We start from the raw sequence: 14015 nt of genomic DNA on the forward strand, positions 1-14015 counted from the left end.
CGGACACGGTGCAATGAAAATTGGAATCACCGGCGGCGGCAGCGCCGGGCATGTCGTCCCCGCTCTCGCGGTAGCCGCCCAGCTGAGCCAAGGCGGCACACACGAACTCGTCTTCTTCGGCCGCTCGGACAGCATCGAGCAGGAATACGCGAGGAACGCGAATATGCCTTTCCGGCCGGTCCCCTCAGCAGGTCTGAAACGCTATGGCTCGTGGAGCAACCTGCGCATGCCGTTCACTGTGCTGCGCGGCATCGGCGCTGCCTGGAAGGCCGTGCGGCGAGAGCGCCCGGACGTCGTCTTCAGCAAAGGCGGTTACGTCACCGTCCCCGTCGGCATCGCGGCCTGGCTGTGCCGGGTGCCCCTCGTCATTCACGAATCGGACCACTCGCTCGGCCTCGCGAACACCATCCTCGCCCGCATGGCCTCCCGGGTCTGCCTGTCCGTCCCGCCCTCCTCCTCCGCCCCGCGCTGGCTCCACCGGAAAACGGTCGTCACCGGACTTCCCCTGCGCCACGACCTCGCCGACGGCAACCCGGACCGGCTACGCAAGCACTTGGGTCTCAAGCCCCACCTCCCCGTTCTGCTGATCTTCTGCGGCAGCCAGGGCTCCACCCGCATCAACGACGCGGTGCGCCGCCAGCTCAACCAGCTCTGCGCCCACTTCTCAGTCATCCACGTCTGCGGCACGGGCAACCTCGACCCCGCCCTTGCCGGCATCGACAACTACCGGCAACTGGAGTATCTGCACGAGGAGATGACCGACGCACTCTGGCTCGCCGACCTGGTCATCGGCCGCGCCGGAGCAACAACCCTCGCCGAGATCGAAGCCCTCGCCAAGCCGGCCGTGCTCATCCCCCTGCCCGCCTCCGTCAGCCGCGGCGACCAGCTCGACAACGCCCACGCCTACGCCAGCTGCCACCCCGGCCGGTGCCTGGTCATCCCCGACGACGACGCACTGACAGAGGGGACCAAACTGACGGAAGCGTGCATGCGCCTGGCCAGCACCTCCGGCGACACCCAGCAGCCCGACCGCACAGAAATCCACCGCGCCGCCGCCCTGGTGGCCACCGAGGCGCTGGCCGCCGCCAGGCCTCGGTGGCCACACGCAACCGGTAGCGATCAGCCGTCGTGATGCCCGTACATCGCCAGGATCTCCTTCTCGGTCTCACCCCGGTGATAGACGTGCCAGTGCATGTGCTGCGACTCCTGGTACAGACCCTCGTTCGTGGTAATCGACGCAGCGCCGTGCTCAGCCCTCACCTTCCCGGCCACTTCCCGCACGACGTCCATGACCTCAATGAGAAGATCGGCGTTGTCCTCCCCGAGGTCCACCAACGACGGAACGTGCACCTTCGGCGCCACCACAATGTGCACCGGATGAGATGGCCTGGTGTGGTGAAACGCCAGCACCCTGTCCGTCTCCGTCACGACCTTGATGTCCACCAGACCAGGAATGGCTTGGTGACAGTAGAAGTCTGAGATCGCGGCGGGAACAGCAGCTGAGGTCACAGTAAGTCACTTTCCGTATCGTGCAGTAACGGGGCAGCTAGATTACCGCCCACCTCAGCAGTCCCAGTGCCGACCAAGAAAACCAACCCCTGCAGCACGAACGGGCGTTCAGGGCCGGGGCGAAGCGCAGGACGGCCGGCGCTCCCACGCTGCCTGCGGTGATCCGGTAGGCGGTGTTCTGTATGCCCGCCCGCTCGCCCAGCTCCACCGCGGAGGCGACCTGGACGGTGGAGCCGAAGGCCCGCCGGCACACCGCCTGGATGTCCTCGGCCGTGACGGACTGCTGGAATGCGTCGCTCTTGCGGGGGACGGGTCTGAAGTCCCTGAGCTCCTTATACGGCCTCGTCAGGGGTCAGGTCGGTCACCACGTCCTCGCCGTGGGCCGGATCGAGCGTGACCCCGTAGTTCTTCCTGGAAGCTTGCCGTCGCAGTCGACGTAGCCGTCGGGGCCGGTGTGGGGTTCGAAGCAGCCGGCGTGCGCCGCATCATGGTCGTACGTCTCCTCTGCCGGGACAGCGTGCCGGGCGAGGAAGGAGCCGGCGTGGGCAGCGGCCTCGATCCGGTTTCCGTACGGCTCCTCGGCCCGGCCACTGGTGCCGTCGGCGCCGGTGGCCTCCCAGATGAACCCGCCCTCGTGGGGGAGTTGGATGATGTCGGCGAGGCCCCCAGCGAGCCGCAGCTCGAACGGTGCGCCTTCACCGCTGGTGTCTTCGGGCCTGCGCACGGCGCCGGGCCAGCGCAGCCTCGCAGCCTGCTTGGTGATTCCCCAGGCTGCTCCGAGCTGGGCGTAGTTTGCTCCGGTCCCGCCGGCGGTGCGCGCCGTGCGGTCAGCGAGCCGCCTGGCGATGCCCTCGATCTCGTGAAGGGTGTACAGGTATGCGAGTTGCCAGTCCGGTGAGAGCGCTGTGCCGTTGGGGGCTTCCTGGCCGTCAGCGCGGTAGGCGGACTCTCGTGTGGAGATCGCGCGGGCCATTTCCTGGGCGGCTTCCGCCACCTGGTCTTGAAGCCGAAGGATCTCGTCGTCGATGGGCTCCCGGTACGGGGGCTCCCGCAGGGTCATGACGTCGCGCCAGAAGTCGTTCAGAGCGGATTCCATGGCGACAAGAGTACTTGTCACCGGGGAGGTCGACAAGTGAAATTGTCGCTCCAGTCTGTTGATTCAGGGGCCTACCCCGTGCGGAAGATCGTTTATGCGGTAAAGCTGCTCGCCCAAACGGGCACTGAGAGGCCGCAGTGGCAGGCGACCAGCGCCGGTCTGCTGGTAACCAGCAAGGCGCGATCCCCTATGCCAAGCGTGGCCTGCTCTGCGCCGCCACTGCTCTCGCCGCCCTCTTTGCGACCATCGCCGCCGCCCGCCGTGGAGGAAACGCGTCTCCTGGAGGGCGTCGCGGCCTTGCCTGTCGCCGAGGAGATCCGCGTCGGCTACGACCGGGACAAGCTCTATCCGCACTGGAAGGACCTCGACAAGAACGGCTGCAACGCCGACCGGGACGTCCCTGTTCAACGAAGCGATCGAGAACCCCGCCGGGCAAGTGGGGTGAAGATGGGGCCCGGCCTACCCGAGGGGGGAATTTGACCGCCTTACACCTCGAAAGTGCGGACCTTGATGCGCATTTCGTCCCTTACATCGACCGGGGTGTTCACTGAAGCGGGATGCAGTGGGGGACCGCGATCACTTGACATGCCTGGATGCCGCCCCATCTGACTGCCTGCGGGTCTGATCGCAACGGTGTTCCATTTGCGCCGGATGGCGGGTTAGGGTCGCTTTCCGTGAGGATCTTGTATGGAGGTGACCGGGATGGAGAACAGCGCGCCCGCCCGCCGGGGCCGCCCCCCGGGCCCCCGGACCGCTGAAGGAGAGCTGACGAGCCGCCAGGCGGCCATCGTCCGCTACATCACGCAGACGGTCGACCGGCAGGGCTACCCGCCGTCGATGCGGGAGATCGGCCAGGCCGTGAAGCTCGCCAGTACGTCCTCGGTCGCACATCAGCTGATGGCCCTCGAGCGCAAAGGCGTCCTCTACCGCGACCCGCACACCCCCCGCGCCTACCGCGTGAGGCCCTCGTGGGCGCCCGAACTGGGAGGCCGGAGCGAGGCGCCAGTCGACGTACCGCTCGTCGGACGGATCGCCGCCGGAGCCCCGCTGCTCGCCGAGGAGATGGTTGAGGACGTCTACTCTCTGCCCCGCCAAGTCGTGGGCGACGGCGATTTGTTCGCCCTGACGGTCTCCGGCGACTCCATGATCGACGCGGCGATCTGTGACGGCGACATCGTGACCGTCAGGCGGCAGGACAGCGCCGATCACGGGGACATCGTCGCTTCTAGCGGGGTCAACCGTCGTGCAGCGTGATCCGATGAGGATTGGTGCAGCTCAGCAGCAGTGTGGAGGACGCTACCGCGTGCAACAGGTGTGGCGCTATCACTCGATCGGGTAAGGGACGCACCGTGCCATAGGGCCCCGCATCCCAGGTCGAATGCCAGTGCGCATTGCCTGCGGCGCGGGCGTGATGCAAGTCCGCCTTCCATGACGTGGATCTCGACGGAGAGAGTAGGTTTCCGGCTGTTTTCCTGCGTTCGGCCCGTACTTGCTGGTCGGGTTCTTGCGGCTGCGGGCCTTGACGCGCTGGCGCCGTAGGGCGGGTAGCAGGTTGTCCAGGACCGTCCGGCCGATCGGTCCGAGCAGGGGGTTGGCGGGTTCGGTGGCGTGTATGCCGGTGGCAGTGGTGACCTGGTCGGCGGCCGCCTGCATCACGACAGTGAAGCTGTTCGACATGCGTTCCCATGAGCGCGGCAGTCAGGTAACCGACAGGCTGGGATCAGCTGTCCGCGGGCCGGCGTGCGTCCGTCGAGCCCGGTGCCGATGATCGTGACGGGGCGCATCGTGCCTCCTTCGGGAGCAGGGACGGCATGGACGGACCGCACGATCCCCGCGTCGTAGCCGCCCCGACGGGGGCTGTTCAGCCTCCGGGCTCCGCTCATAGACTTCCCGCATGGACTTGGGGGAGGTCCCGGGATCGGGGCCCGTCGACGATGATGAATGGTCTCAACTGCGTGCCACGGCCGTCGCCATCCTGTCGGAGCTGAAGCTGAGGGAGCTGTCGGCTCAACGCTGGTCTAGCGCCGCAGGGGTGTTGGGCCGCTTGGCGGACGCGACGGCGGACGCCGACCCGGCGGCCATGATCGCGGTGATCGACGATCTCCGCCTGCTGACCGTCATACGCGTCAAGCACGTCGACAAGCAGCCCGCACCGCGGGAGGTCCAGGAGCGGCTGGATGTGCTGATCGCCTCGCTGAACGCGCGCGGGCGCGGGCCGCGGGCCGCCGCGGGCCCTCCCGGTGGCGGCTGAACACGAGCTCGTCATCCATCGGTTCGCGCCCGCTCAGGGCGAGTTGGCTGACGAGTCGTACGCAGGTCTGCGGGCGCTGTGGGGCAGATGCGCGGAGGTTCTCGGACACTCGGCGAGTGTCTCCGCGGACATCGCGCACACTCTGCCCGCCACGGTCTCCGCCTTGGGCACCGAGCCCCTGCTCGCACTGGCGCAGAACGAGGCCGGCAGCGGTCAGTCGGTGCTCCGGCGGCACGGCGACGCGCTGTGCCTGTCGGTCGCGCTGTCTGGCGGTGCACCGGACTGGGCTCCGTTGCTGGCCCGGTGGGAGAGCGTCGCGGGCGGCACCGCCGAGGTGCTCGGCGAAGTCCGGGTTCTGCTCGCCCAGACTGCTGACGTTCCGACCGAGCGTGAGGCGCGGCAGGCTGCCGGAAGCGACACCGCGGCCCTCGCCGGCCGGTTCGCGGTCGCGGAGCGGGCCGACGGGAACGGCCGGGCCCGGGTTCGGAGCATGGTGGTGCTGGGTCGGCGCAGGGACGCCGACCAGCTGAGCAGCTGGGCCTGGTCCGACGACGGACACCTGCCGCCGCTGGCCGTCCACCTGCTCCACTGCGCGAGGCTGCGGCACCACCTCCGGGTCTGGGACGGCGGCCGGGCGTCCGGCGCCGTGCGTGCCCACCTGGACGGCGTCACCAGTGAACTGCTCGACCGCTTCACGGCCCTGCAGGGCGGCGGCGAGGTCGTCACCACGGAACAGCTCACCCGGCTGCTCGCCGACGAGGCCCGGGCGATCATCCATGCCACCCGGCTCCTTGACCTCCGCCGCGCGGTGGACGCCACCCGCGTCAACCTGGCCGCCGCGGCCCGCACCGCGCAGCTCACCGGCGGCCCGTCCGACGAGTCGCCGACCGCCACCTGGCTGGCCGAGCGGCTGGGCGACGAACTGGCCTACCTGGAGACGGCCCTCCAGCGCGCGCGTGAACTGCGCGGTCTGGTCGACACGGTGGCGCAGCGGGTGGCGCACGACGCACAGGAGGACCACCGCCGCCGCCAGGAGCGCGTCAACATCCTGCAGCTCGCGGTGGTGGGGGCGTTCGCGACGGCCCTCGGAGCGATCCAGGCACTGTCGTACCAGGTTCCGCTGCCCGGACCGGCCAAGCCGGCCATGGTGGCACTGCTCGGCACCCTGGCCCTGGCCCTGGCCCTGGCGGTCGGCGCGGTGGCCGGCCGCGGTACGCGCCTCAGCAGGCTGTTGCCGGTCGCCTCCGGCGCGGTAGCAGCGGCGGCGGCCTGGCTGGTGTCGAGTCTGCTGGCGGGCTCCACCCCAGCGCCGACCGTCATCGCGGCCGGGGTGGCGTTCCTGGCCGCCAGCGGCATCCACACCTGGCGAAGGCGATAGGGGCAGCGATGCCGGACCCGGTCCACGAGCTTGCCGAGACGCTCCTTCGCTTCGTCTTCGCCCCGGACTGGCAGCGCTCACGGGAGATCCTCGAACGTCACCCCGAGTTGCTGGAGCCCGAGGCGGACGCCGTCCTCGCCGACATGGACGCGTCTGACGAGCAGGTGGCGACGGCGATCCGTCAGCACCTGGCTCTGCTCGAACGCTGCCGTCGGCTGGGCCTGGTTAACGCCTTCTCCGAGCTGGTGACCGAGGACGAGCTGGACGCGCTGGTCCCGCCCGCGGTGCGGGGTCGGTGGGACCGGGCGGTGGCCCTGAACCGGGAGTACCAGCGGACCCATCGGGCGGATCTGCTGTACAAGGAGATACGCGCCTGGTCCAAGGTCATGGCCGGCCGGCATTTCCGCAGGGCCACCACCGGCTTCCGGCTCGGGGTGTGCGCGCTTGTCGGGCGGGCGCGCGCCCGGCGGTTCCTGGCCTACAGGAAGCAGCGCGACTTCGGATACGCGTTCGACCTGCTCGGCGAGGCGGTGTCTGAGCTGCCCGAGTGCAGCGCCATCCGGGCTGAGGCGCTCCTCCACCGGGGCCACACCTACATCACGGCCGCACAGGTGTACGGGGACCCGCAGGTCCTGCACTGGGCGGCCATGGACGCCTGGAAGTTGGTGCGCACGAATCCCGGCGACCCTGAGCTGGCCTGCGACGCCCGGATGCTTCTCGGCGTGGCCGCACTGCTGCTGCGTCGCTCGTGCGGGAACGGGTTCTGGCTCCGCCGGGCGGAGTCCGAGCTCCGGACTCACCACCCTGCACTCCCGGCGGAGGCAGCAGCCGCCCAAGCCGACCTGCTGCGGGAGGTGATGCTGGAAATGGCGGTGGTCGAGCAGGATCCCGAGCCGATCACAGCCGTCGCCGACCACCCGCCGTCGAGCGGCACCGCGGCGGCCGAGCCCGGCGCCCAGGACAGCCCGACGCTCCGCTGGTTGCAGGTCGCGTTTCTCGCCAGAGGCTTCGAACGGACCGGGGACACCGCCGACCTCGATCGCGCGCTGGCTCTGGCGGACCGTATCGCCGACACCTCGGCCCCGGCGAAAGCCATGGCCCTGGCCTGGCTCGGAGGCGCGCAGTACGCACGGTGGGAGGGCCGCCAGGAGTACCTGCACCGGGCCGCGGACGCTCTGCGTGGTGTCCTGTCGGCCGGAGGGCTCGACGCGGCCGGGCTGGTCTCCGCATACCAGACGCTCGGCGAGGTGCTCGAGCATCAGTACCACCACCAGGGCGAACAACGACTGATCGCCGAGGCGATCGCCATGCACCGCAAGGCCGTGGCCGCGGCCGACGGCGCCCAGTCCCGGATCCTCGCGGTGAACCTCGCCAACGCCCTGCTCACCGCTGGCACGGCCACCGGGTCACCGGACCTGCTCGACGAGGCGGAGGCGGTGATCGACCCCCGGCTGCTGACCGGGCCGGACCGCAGCCCCCACGCGCTGAGCTCCCTGGGCCGCATCCGGCTGCGCCGGTTCCTGGACACCGGTGATCGCGCCGCTCTCGATTCGGCGGTGGAACTGCTTCGGGACTCGGTCGAGTCGACCGCGGGGAACACCGGCGCCCTGCGTATCCGGTTGACCGCGTTGGGCGATGCCCTGCACCAGCGGTACCTCCTGTCGGATGACCGCGAGGACCTGGTCGCATCGCTGACAGAGACCGAGCGCTTCACCGAGCTCGCCGTCCCGGCCGGCCCCGACGGGGCGGAGCGGCTCCGGGAGCTGGTCGAGCTGGCCTCGGCGATCCGCCGCGATCCGGCCGGCCACGGGCCCGAGCACCTCGCCCGGTACTGCTGGCTGCGGTACCTGGCGTTCTCGCGCTTCTTCGACCGGGAGCACGACCTGCAGCTGACCCTAGTCCACCTGGAACGGGCCCTGGCCGCCGGGGCCGACCCGACGCCGTGGCAGGGGCAGGTACCGGCCCTTCACGACGCGCTCACGGAGCTGAACAACTGGTCGCTGTTCACGGACGGTCCGGCCCTCGCCCTCCGGCTCGTGGACACCGTCCGGGCGGTGCTGCGGATCGCCGCCGCCCACCCGCTCCGTGACGATCTGCGGAGCCTCCTGGTCGCAGCGCTGACCTGGCAGTACGAGCTGAACGGGAGCCGGCCGGCGCTGGACGAGGCGTACTCCACCGCACGCGACCTCCGTGACCACACGGCCCCGGGCACCGGGGCGCACACCCAGACCCTGGCCGACATCGCCCATCTGGGAGTGCTCCTCCACCGCCTCGACAGTGACCCCGACGTTTTAGAGGAAGTCGTCCGGTGCGGCACGGCGGCGGTGGCCGACACCTCCGAAGACGACGTCCGCCTCCCCACCCGACTCGGCGAGCTGGCGTACGCACTGAGCTCACGCTCCTGGCGCACCGGCACGAGCCCCGACATGGACACCGCGATCGGTCACGCCACGCGGGAGGTCGCCCTGCTTGAGGGCCAGCCGGATCTCCCCGTTGCCATCGCCAACCTCGCGCACCTCCATCAGGACCGCTACGAGCAGACGGCCGATCGGGCCGACCTGCAGACCGCCATCGACCTGGGGCGCCTGTCTCTGGCCCTGGACCCGGACAACCCTGGCGTCCTCAGCAACCTGTCCGTCGCCCTCGAAACGCGCTACGAGACGACGGGCGATCTGGCCAGCCTCGATGAGGCGGTGGCCGTCGCCGAGGAGGCGACCGCGGCGGCTGGCTCGGCCCACGAGGACAGGGCGCATTGCTGGTCCGCGCTCTCCATCGCCTGCCGCATGCGCCACCACAGAGGGGCCCGGCGGGACGTCGCAGATCTGGAGCGGTCAGTGTCGGCCGCCCGTGAAGCCCTCCGCGATATGGCGCCGACCCACGACGACTACAGCCCCTTTCAGGTGAATCTCGCTCTGGCGCTGCGCGCGGAGTTCGAACGGACCGGGGCCGCCGAGGTGATCACGGAGGCCGTCGAGGCGGCACGCCGAGCGGCCGAGGCACCCCGGGCGCGGCCGGCGAACCGTGCCCGGGCATGGTCCAATCTCGCCCGCATGCACCTCACCCGATTCATGCGATCCACCGAGGATGCCGATCTGGATGCCGCCGAGGACGCCGCCCGGCAGGCGATCCGGCTCGTGGAACCGGACAGCCACCATTTGGCCCGGATCCGGCTCGACCTCGCTTACGCCCTGGGCGGCCGACTCCAGGCACTCGGGGCCGACCTTGCACGGTCGGACGCCGAGGTGATCGCGACCGAGGCCCTCGAACTGCTCGGTGCTGTCAGCACCGCCGAATCGGGCCTCGTCGACCTGCGCGTCCGGGCCGGCCTGGCCGCCTCGCGGGTGGCCGCACTACAAGAGCGCTGGGCCAAGGCCGTCAGGCACTTCGACACCACCATCGCCCTGCTTCCCCTGCTGGCGGATCGGGCGCTGACCCGCGAGGGCCGCCAGCGGCTGCTGCTGGAGATCGGCGGGATGGCCGCCGACGCTGCGGCCGCCGCGCTGCAGGACAACAACCCGGCCAAAGCGCTCGAACTACTGGAACGCGGGCGCGGCGTTCTGCTGTCTCAAGCCCTCGACGACCGCGCCGATCTCCGGGCGGTCCGCGCGAAACTGCCGGACGTAGCGGCCGAACTCGAGGAGCTGCTGCACGTCCTCAACGCCGCACCGGACGACGGACTCGACTCCGGCCGGCTCGACTCCGGCCGGCTGGGCGAGGCCCGGCACCGGGCCGCGCTCCGCTGGCGCAACCTGGTGGCCCGGATCCAGCGGGAAGAGGGCCTGGAAGACTTCCACCGGGCGCCCACCGTCGAACAGCTCGCCCCGGCCGCGGAGGGCGCCCCGATCGTCGCGATCAACCTGAGCGCGATCCGCAGCGACGCCCTCGTGCTCACCTCGGACGGGCATGTCGCCGTCGTATCGCTCGCGCCGACCACGGCGGCCGAGGCCCTCGCGCGGTTCCGGTCCTTCCAGTCCGCCCTCGGCCCCGAGGCGGACGATCCCGTGCTCGCCAACCACACGCTGACCGATCTGCTGCGGTGGGCCGGAACGGCGGTCATGGGACCGGTGCTCCAACACCTGCGCCACCGCGCCGCACCGGAAGAAGGCCAGCCCTGGCCCCATGTCCAGTGGATGCCGGTCGGAGTGCTCGCCTTCCTGCCCCTGCACGCCGCAGTCCTGCCGGAGGGCGACCACGTGATCGACCGGGTCGTGTCCTCGTACACCGCGACCGTGCGGACCTTCCAGCGGGCGCTGAGCCGGCGCACTGGGCCCGAGCGGCTGGCCAGAACACTCATCGCGGCCGAGGCGGCGGCCGAACTGCCCAAGGCCGCCGAGGAGGCCGCGATGGTGCGGCGCCGGCTGTCCGCGGCCGAGCCGCCGCTGATCGGCGCAGCGGCCGGGCTGGCCGAGGTACGGACGGCACTAGCCACGGCCGGCTGGGCGCACTTCGCGTGCCACGGGGTCACCGACGTCGACCACCCCGACCGCAGCGCGCTGAAGCTCCACGACGGCGACCTGACCGTCGCGGAGGTCGGCGGCCTCGACATCGACGCGCACCTCGCCTACCTGTCGGCGTGCTCGACCGCGCAGGGCAGCAGCCGACTGGTGGACGAGGCACTGCATCTCGCGACGGCGTTCCAGCTGGCCGGGTTCCGCCACGTGGTCGGCACCCTGTGGCCGGTGTCGGATGAGGCGGCCTACGCGTTCGCGGACCACGCCTACACGGCGCTGGCCGAGCACCCCTTCGAGGTCGCCCAGGCCGTGCACACGGCGACCCGGCGACTCCGGGCCTCGTTCCGCGCGCCGCTCCTGTGGGCGTCCCACGTTCACCTCGGCCCGGCGAGCGACACCACCTGACCGCCCCCGCGTGGAGAATCAAGGGGTCGTACGGATGCCCTGCTCTCCGCGCTGGTGAGGGTCCGGGTCAGCTCACGGTTGGCTTCCCGGGCCGCTGCCAGATCGGCCTGGCTCTCTTCCAGGGCCTCGGTCAACTCGACGGTGCGGTGCTCGAGCCGCAGGATCGTTCGCTGAAGCTCCTCGATGTCGGTGGGAGCACCAAGGCCCGACTCGCGCCATGCCTGCTCGCCCAGCTCCTGCGACAAGCGCTTCTCCAACTGCTGAATTCGTGCGGACAGGCGGACGGTGCGGGCCTGGGCGTTCGCGAGGTCGGCCTGGAGCGAGGCCCTGCTCACCGCGGAGACACCTGATGCGGAGTCCCGCTCCGCGGGCTCGAGCTCGGCAGCGTGCACCAGGGCGAGCAGATCCCGGTGCCGGTACAGGAAGGTCCGGTCGACCCCGGCCTGACGGGCGATGCCCGAGACCGTGATGCGGATCCCCTTCTGCGCTGCGGCGTTGATGGCCTTCACGACCCGCTGGCGGCGCCGGTCGCCATTTGCCTTGCGGCCAGCGGTCATCGTGGAGCTCATGTGGTCCTCCTCGGTCGGACGTCGGGTAGGGGCTGGCCGATGCGAGGCATCCCCAGCATCACGCTGCGCCCACGGCGGATGACCGATACCGCCTGCTGGATCTGCGCCTGCTCCTCTTCGGTGAGATCGTCCAGGTCCGCCTTGACGCGGCTGATCAGTCGGCGGACCCGGCGGATCTCCTCCTGGGACGGCATGGCCTCGGCGCGTGCCCAGTCGTCCGCTTCGAAGGCGGACATCAGCTTCTCGCGGCTGCGCAGGAGGTCTGCGTGGTACGCCTCCAGGTCCGGCAGGTAGGAGACGTCGGTGTGGAAGTGTTCGCAGCCCAGGCAGCGGAAGCGCAGCGGGCAGCTGTGCCCGCCGGCTGCCACGTTCGTGGGTTCCCTGCACATGCCGTACGCCGTGGCGACCTCGCCGATCTCGCGCCGTACGTGCTCGGAGTCCAAGAGCCCTTGAACCTGGCGCCACACCCGGTTGCCGTGCCGGTCGAACTGCATGACCGCGACCCGGTCGATGGCCTCGCGCCGCCTGTCCTGGCCGATGTGGTAGTACGCCTGGCTGGTCTGCAGCTGTCGATGGTCCATGAGGTCCTTGAGGACCTCCGGCTTCACTCCCGCGTCGGCGTGCCGCTGGGCGAAGCTGTGCCGGTACGCGTACGGGAAGATCTTCTTCCTGTCGAACGGCAGGAGTTTCGTGACGGGTTCGCCGTCCACCTCCACTTCGAGGGGCACGAGGAATTCGGGCAGGGCGCGGACCCAGTTGCGGTGCTGCTCCCAGATGCCGGAGATCGGCTTGGTCCCCCACGGGTTGGCGACCGGAGAGGGCAGCAGCTTCAGCCGACGAGGAGATCCGCGACAATCCCGCGGCCCAGCAACTCCTGGCCGGCCTCCTCAACCGCACCAAGAGCGGAAACAACTCCGGCGATCAGCAGGCAGCTGATCAGGGAAAAGCGCGACGCTGGCAGCGGCTGGCACACCAACTCAAGGACGAGTTCGCTGCGTTCGTTGACCAGACACCCGAGCACGTCCTCGACCGCCTGGAGCTCGGCCTACGCACTCACGACGACGTCCTGGCGGCCATCGCTGACCCCAAGTACGGCCGCCTCAAGGCGCAACTCCTCCGACAACTGGAAGACTCGACCCGGTATCGCCGACGAGTTCACCGCACTTCTGGATACCACGATCCGGTTCGCATACCTGTGCTACGACATCGGACGCAAGATGGGCGGCTCCTACACCGAATACCTCCGCTTGCGAGACAAGGACGGCAAGAAGCAGAAGGTAGACGAAGCCCTTTTCCACCAGCACTACCGGGAAGTGCTGGCGTTCTCATCGCTCTTCGGCGTCGTCACCTCAGAGGTCATCGACAAGGCCGGCGGACGAACCGACATCCTCGTCTCCTTCGGCGCCGTGCATTTCAACGTCGAATGCAAGATCGAAGAAGACGACGCCAGCGAGCCCGCGCTGCGCCAATACGTTGCCCAGGCCGCCGAGTACCAGAACACCAACGCCGGGTTCGCCGTCCTCCTTGCACTCGACAAGACCATCGACGCCGAAGGTGCCGCCAACCTTTTCAGCAGCATCTGGATCGAACCCGTCCAGCGTTCGGGAGAGTCTGAACCATGCCTCGTCGTCATCATCCGCGTCCCAGGAGGACGCGATAACCCAAACCAGCTGCGGCCTGCTCCCACCCCGTAGTAGCGGCCTACAATTTTCGATGCCCAGTCTTCTTGGCGGTGGCCTTCTTCGCTGTGGTCTTTTCGGCGGCCACCTTGGTTGTCTTCTTGGCCACAGTCGTCTTCTTGGCGGCCGCCGTGGCCTTCTTCGCTGAGGTTGTCCTCTTGGCGGCGGCGGTAGTTTTCTTCGTAGGCGCGGCCTTCCTCGCTGTCGTCTTACCGGGGGCCGCCTTAGTGGTCTTCTTCGCAGCGGTCTTCTTAGTCGTTGCGGCGGCACCGCCGGTCAGGCTGCCCTTGGGCGCCTTCTTGACGGAGACCTCGCCGCCTCGAGGGAGTTTCTTCGAGCCGCTGACCAGGTCCTTGAAGCCCTGACCGGCGCGGAAGCGCGGAACGGAGGTCTTCTTGACCCGAATCCGCTCGCCCGTCTGGGGGTTACGGGCGTACCGGGCCGGGCGGTCGACCTTCTCGAACGAACCGAAGCCGGTGATCGAGACCCGGTCCCCTGCGACGGTCGCGCGGACGATGGCGTCCAGTACAGCATCAACAGCGGCGGCCCCCGCCTGATTGCTTCCAAGCCTCTCGCCGACGATTCGGCTGAGATCCGCCTTATTCACACCCTTGCGAGGCGGAATCGGATCCGGAGCTGTACGGGCTGACATATTCTTCCCGATTCTTGCGGGTTCA

11 protein-coding genes and 1 pseudogene are annotated in these 14015 nt (G+C 69.6%); 7 read left to right on the plus strand and 5 right to left on the minus strand.

All coding sequences use genetic code 11. The features are described 5' to 3' along the window. The first annotated feature begins 13 nt into the window (after window positions 1–13). Window positions 14–1132 carry a UDP-N-acetylglucosamine--N-acetylmuramyl-(pentapeptide) pyrophosphoryl-undecaprenol N-acetylglucosamine transferase gene (locus ACZ6BB_RS39740; protein WP_471619974.1) on the plus strand — a complete coding sequence of 373 codons (1119 nt, stop codon included), beginning with the start codon at window positions 14–16 and terminating at the stop codon, window positions 1130–1132. On the opposite strand, the gene ACZ6BB_RS39745 is transcribed toward ACZ6BB_RS39740, so the two are convergent. Both ACZ6BB_RS39745 and ACZ6BB_RS39750 read right to left on the minus strand, forming a co-directional pair. After that, window positions 1120–1443 (minus strand): HIT family protein, encoded by a 324-nt coding sequence (locus ACZ6BB_RS39745; protein ID WP_471619975.1) that lies wholly within the window; start codon window positions 1441–1443, stop codon window positions 1120–1122. The genes ACZ6BB_RS39740 and ACZ6BB_RS39745 overlap by 13 nt on opposite strands. A gap of 427 nt (window positions 1444–1870) precedes the next feature. Continuing rightward, on the minus strand, window positions 1871–2605 hold the full coding sequence (locus ACZ6BB_RS39750; protein ID WP_471619976.1) for a hypothetical protein: 735 nt from the start codon (window positions 2603–2605) through the stop codon (window positions 1871–1873). Window positions 2606–2683: 78 nt separating this feature from the next. Here ACZ6BB_RS39750 and ACZ6BB_RS39755 point away from each other — a divergent pair, with 78 nt between their 5' ends. The 5 genes and pseudogenes from ACZ6BB_RS39755 to ACZ6BB_RS39775 all read left to right on the plus strand — a co-directional run bounded on the left by ACZ6BB_RS39755 (window position 2684) and on the right by ACZ6BB_RS39775 (window position 11090). Then, window positions 2684–3085, plus strand: a complete 402-nt coding sequence (locus ACZ6BB_RS39755; RefSeq protein WP_471619977.1) for a hypothetical protein — start codon at window positions 2684–2686, stop codon at window positions 3083–3085. Between the two features lie 207 nt (window positions 3086–3292). Beyond that, window positions 3293–3832, plus strand: a pseudogene (gene lexA, locus ACZ6BB_RS39760) (transcriptional repressor LexA); the annotation flags it as partial. 667 nt (window positions 3833–4499) lie between these two features. Then, window positions 4500–4856, plus strand: coding sequence for a CATRA system-associated protein (locus ACZ6BB_RS39765; RefSeq protein WP_471619978.1), 357 nt, complete (start codon window positions 4500–4502; stop codon window positions 4854–4856). Next, window positions 4846–6234 carry a CATRA conflict system CASPASE/TPR repeat-associated protein gene (locus ACZ6BB_RS39770; RefSeq protein ID WP_471619979.1) on the plus strand — a complete coding sequence of 463 codons (1389 nt, stop codon included), beginning with the start codon at window positions 4846–4848 and terminating at the stop codon, window positions 6232–6234. Before ACZ6BB_RS39765 ends, ACZ6BB_RS39770 begins: the two co-directional genes overlap by 11 nt. An 8-nt stretch (window positions 6235–6242) precedes the next feature. Further along, window positions 6243–11090: a CHAT domain-containing protein gene (locus tag ACZ6BB_RS39775; RefSeq protein WP_471619980.1), complete on the plus strand. Its 4848-nt coding sequence runs from the start codon at window positions 6243–6245 to the stop codon at window positions 11088–11090. Here ACZ6BB_RS39775 and ACZ6BB_RS39780 read toward each other — a convergent pair. Together ACZ6BB_RS39780 and ACZ6BB_RS39785 are read right to left on the minus strand one after the other, a co-directional pair. Continuing rightward, on the minus strand, window positions 11060–11659 hold the full coding sequence (locus ACZ6BB_RS39780; RefSeq protein WP_471619981.1) for a DUF6262 family protein: 600 nt from the start codon (window positions 11657–11659) through the stop codon (window positions 11060–11062). The genes ACZ6BB_RS39775 and ACZ6BB_RS39780 overlap by 31 nt on opposite strands. Continuing rightward, complete coding sequence (locus ACZ6BB_RS39785) at window positions 11656–12387, minus strand: hypothetical protein (RefSeq protein ID WP_471619982.1); 732 nt, start codon at window positions 12385–12387, stop codon at window positions 11656–11658. Before ACZ6BB_RS39785 ends, ACZ6BB_RS39780 begins: the two co-directional genes overlap by 4 nt. 273 nt (window positions 12388–12660) lie before the next feature. On the opposite strand from ACZ6BB_RS39785, the gene ACZ6BB_RS39790 reads away from it, so the two are divergent. After that, window positions 12661–13353, plus strand: coding sequence for a hypothetical protein (locus ACZ6BB_RS39790; protein ID WP_471619983.1), 693 nt, complete (start codon window positions 12661–12663; stop codon window positions 13351–13353). A gap of 7 nt (window positions 13354–13360) precedes the next feature. Here the strand turns inward: ACZ6BB_RS39790 and ACZ6BB_RS39795 are convergent, their stop codons facing one another. Next, window positions 13361–13945, minus strand: a complete 585-nt coding sequence (locus ACZ6BB_RS39795; protein WP_471619984.1) for an HU family DNA-binding protein — start codon at window positions 13943–13945, stop codon at window positions 13361–13363. Window positions 13946–14015: the final 70 nt, after the last annotated feature.

It is taken from the genome of Streptomyces sp. NPDC041108 (assembly GCF_055592645.1).

Excerpts from the sequence above, each read along its gene's own strand:
- ACZ6BB_RS39740 (WP_471619974.1), top strand. The coding sequence starts at position 14 with ATGAAAATTGGAATCACCGGCGGCGGCAGCGCCGGGCATGTCGTCCCC.
- ACZ6BB_RS39775 (WP_471619980.1), top strand. The coding sequence starts at position 6,243 with ATGCCGGACCCGGTCCACGAGCTTGCCGAGACGCTCCTTCGCTTCGTC.
- ACZ6BB_RS39750 (WP_471619976.1), bottom strand. The coding sequence starts at position 2,605 with ATGGAATCCGCTCTGAACGACTTCTGGCGCGACGTCATGACCCTGCGG.
- ACZ6BB_RS39765 (WP_471619978.1), top strand. The coding sequence starts at position 4,500 with ATGGACTTGGGGGAGGTCCCGGGATCGGGGCCCGTCGACGATGATGAA.
- ACZ6BB_RS39780 (WP_471619981.1), bottom strand. The coding sequence starts at position 11,659 with ATGAGCTCCACGATGACCGCTGGCCGCAAGGCAAATGGCGACCGGCGC.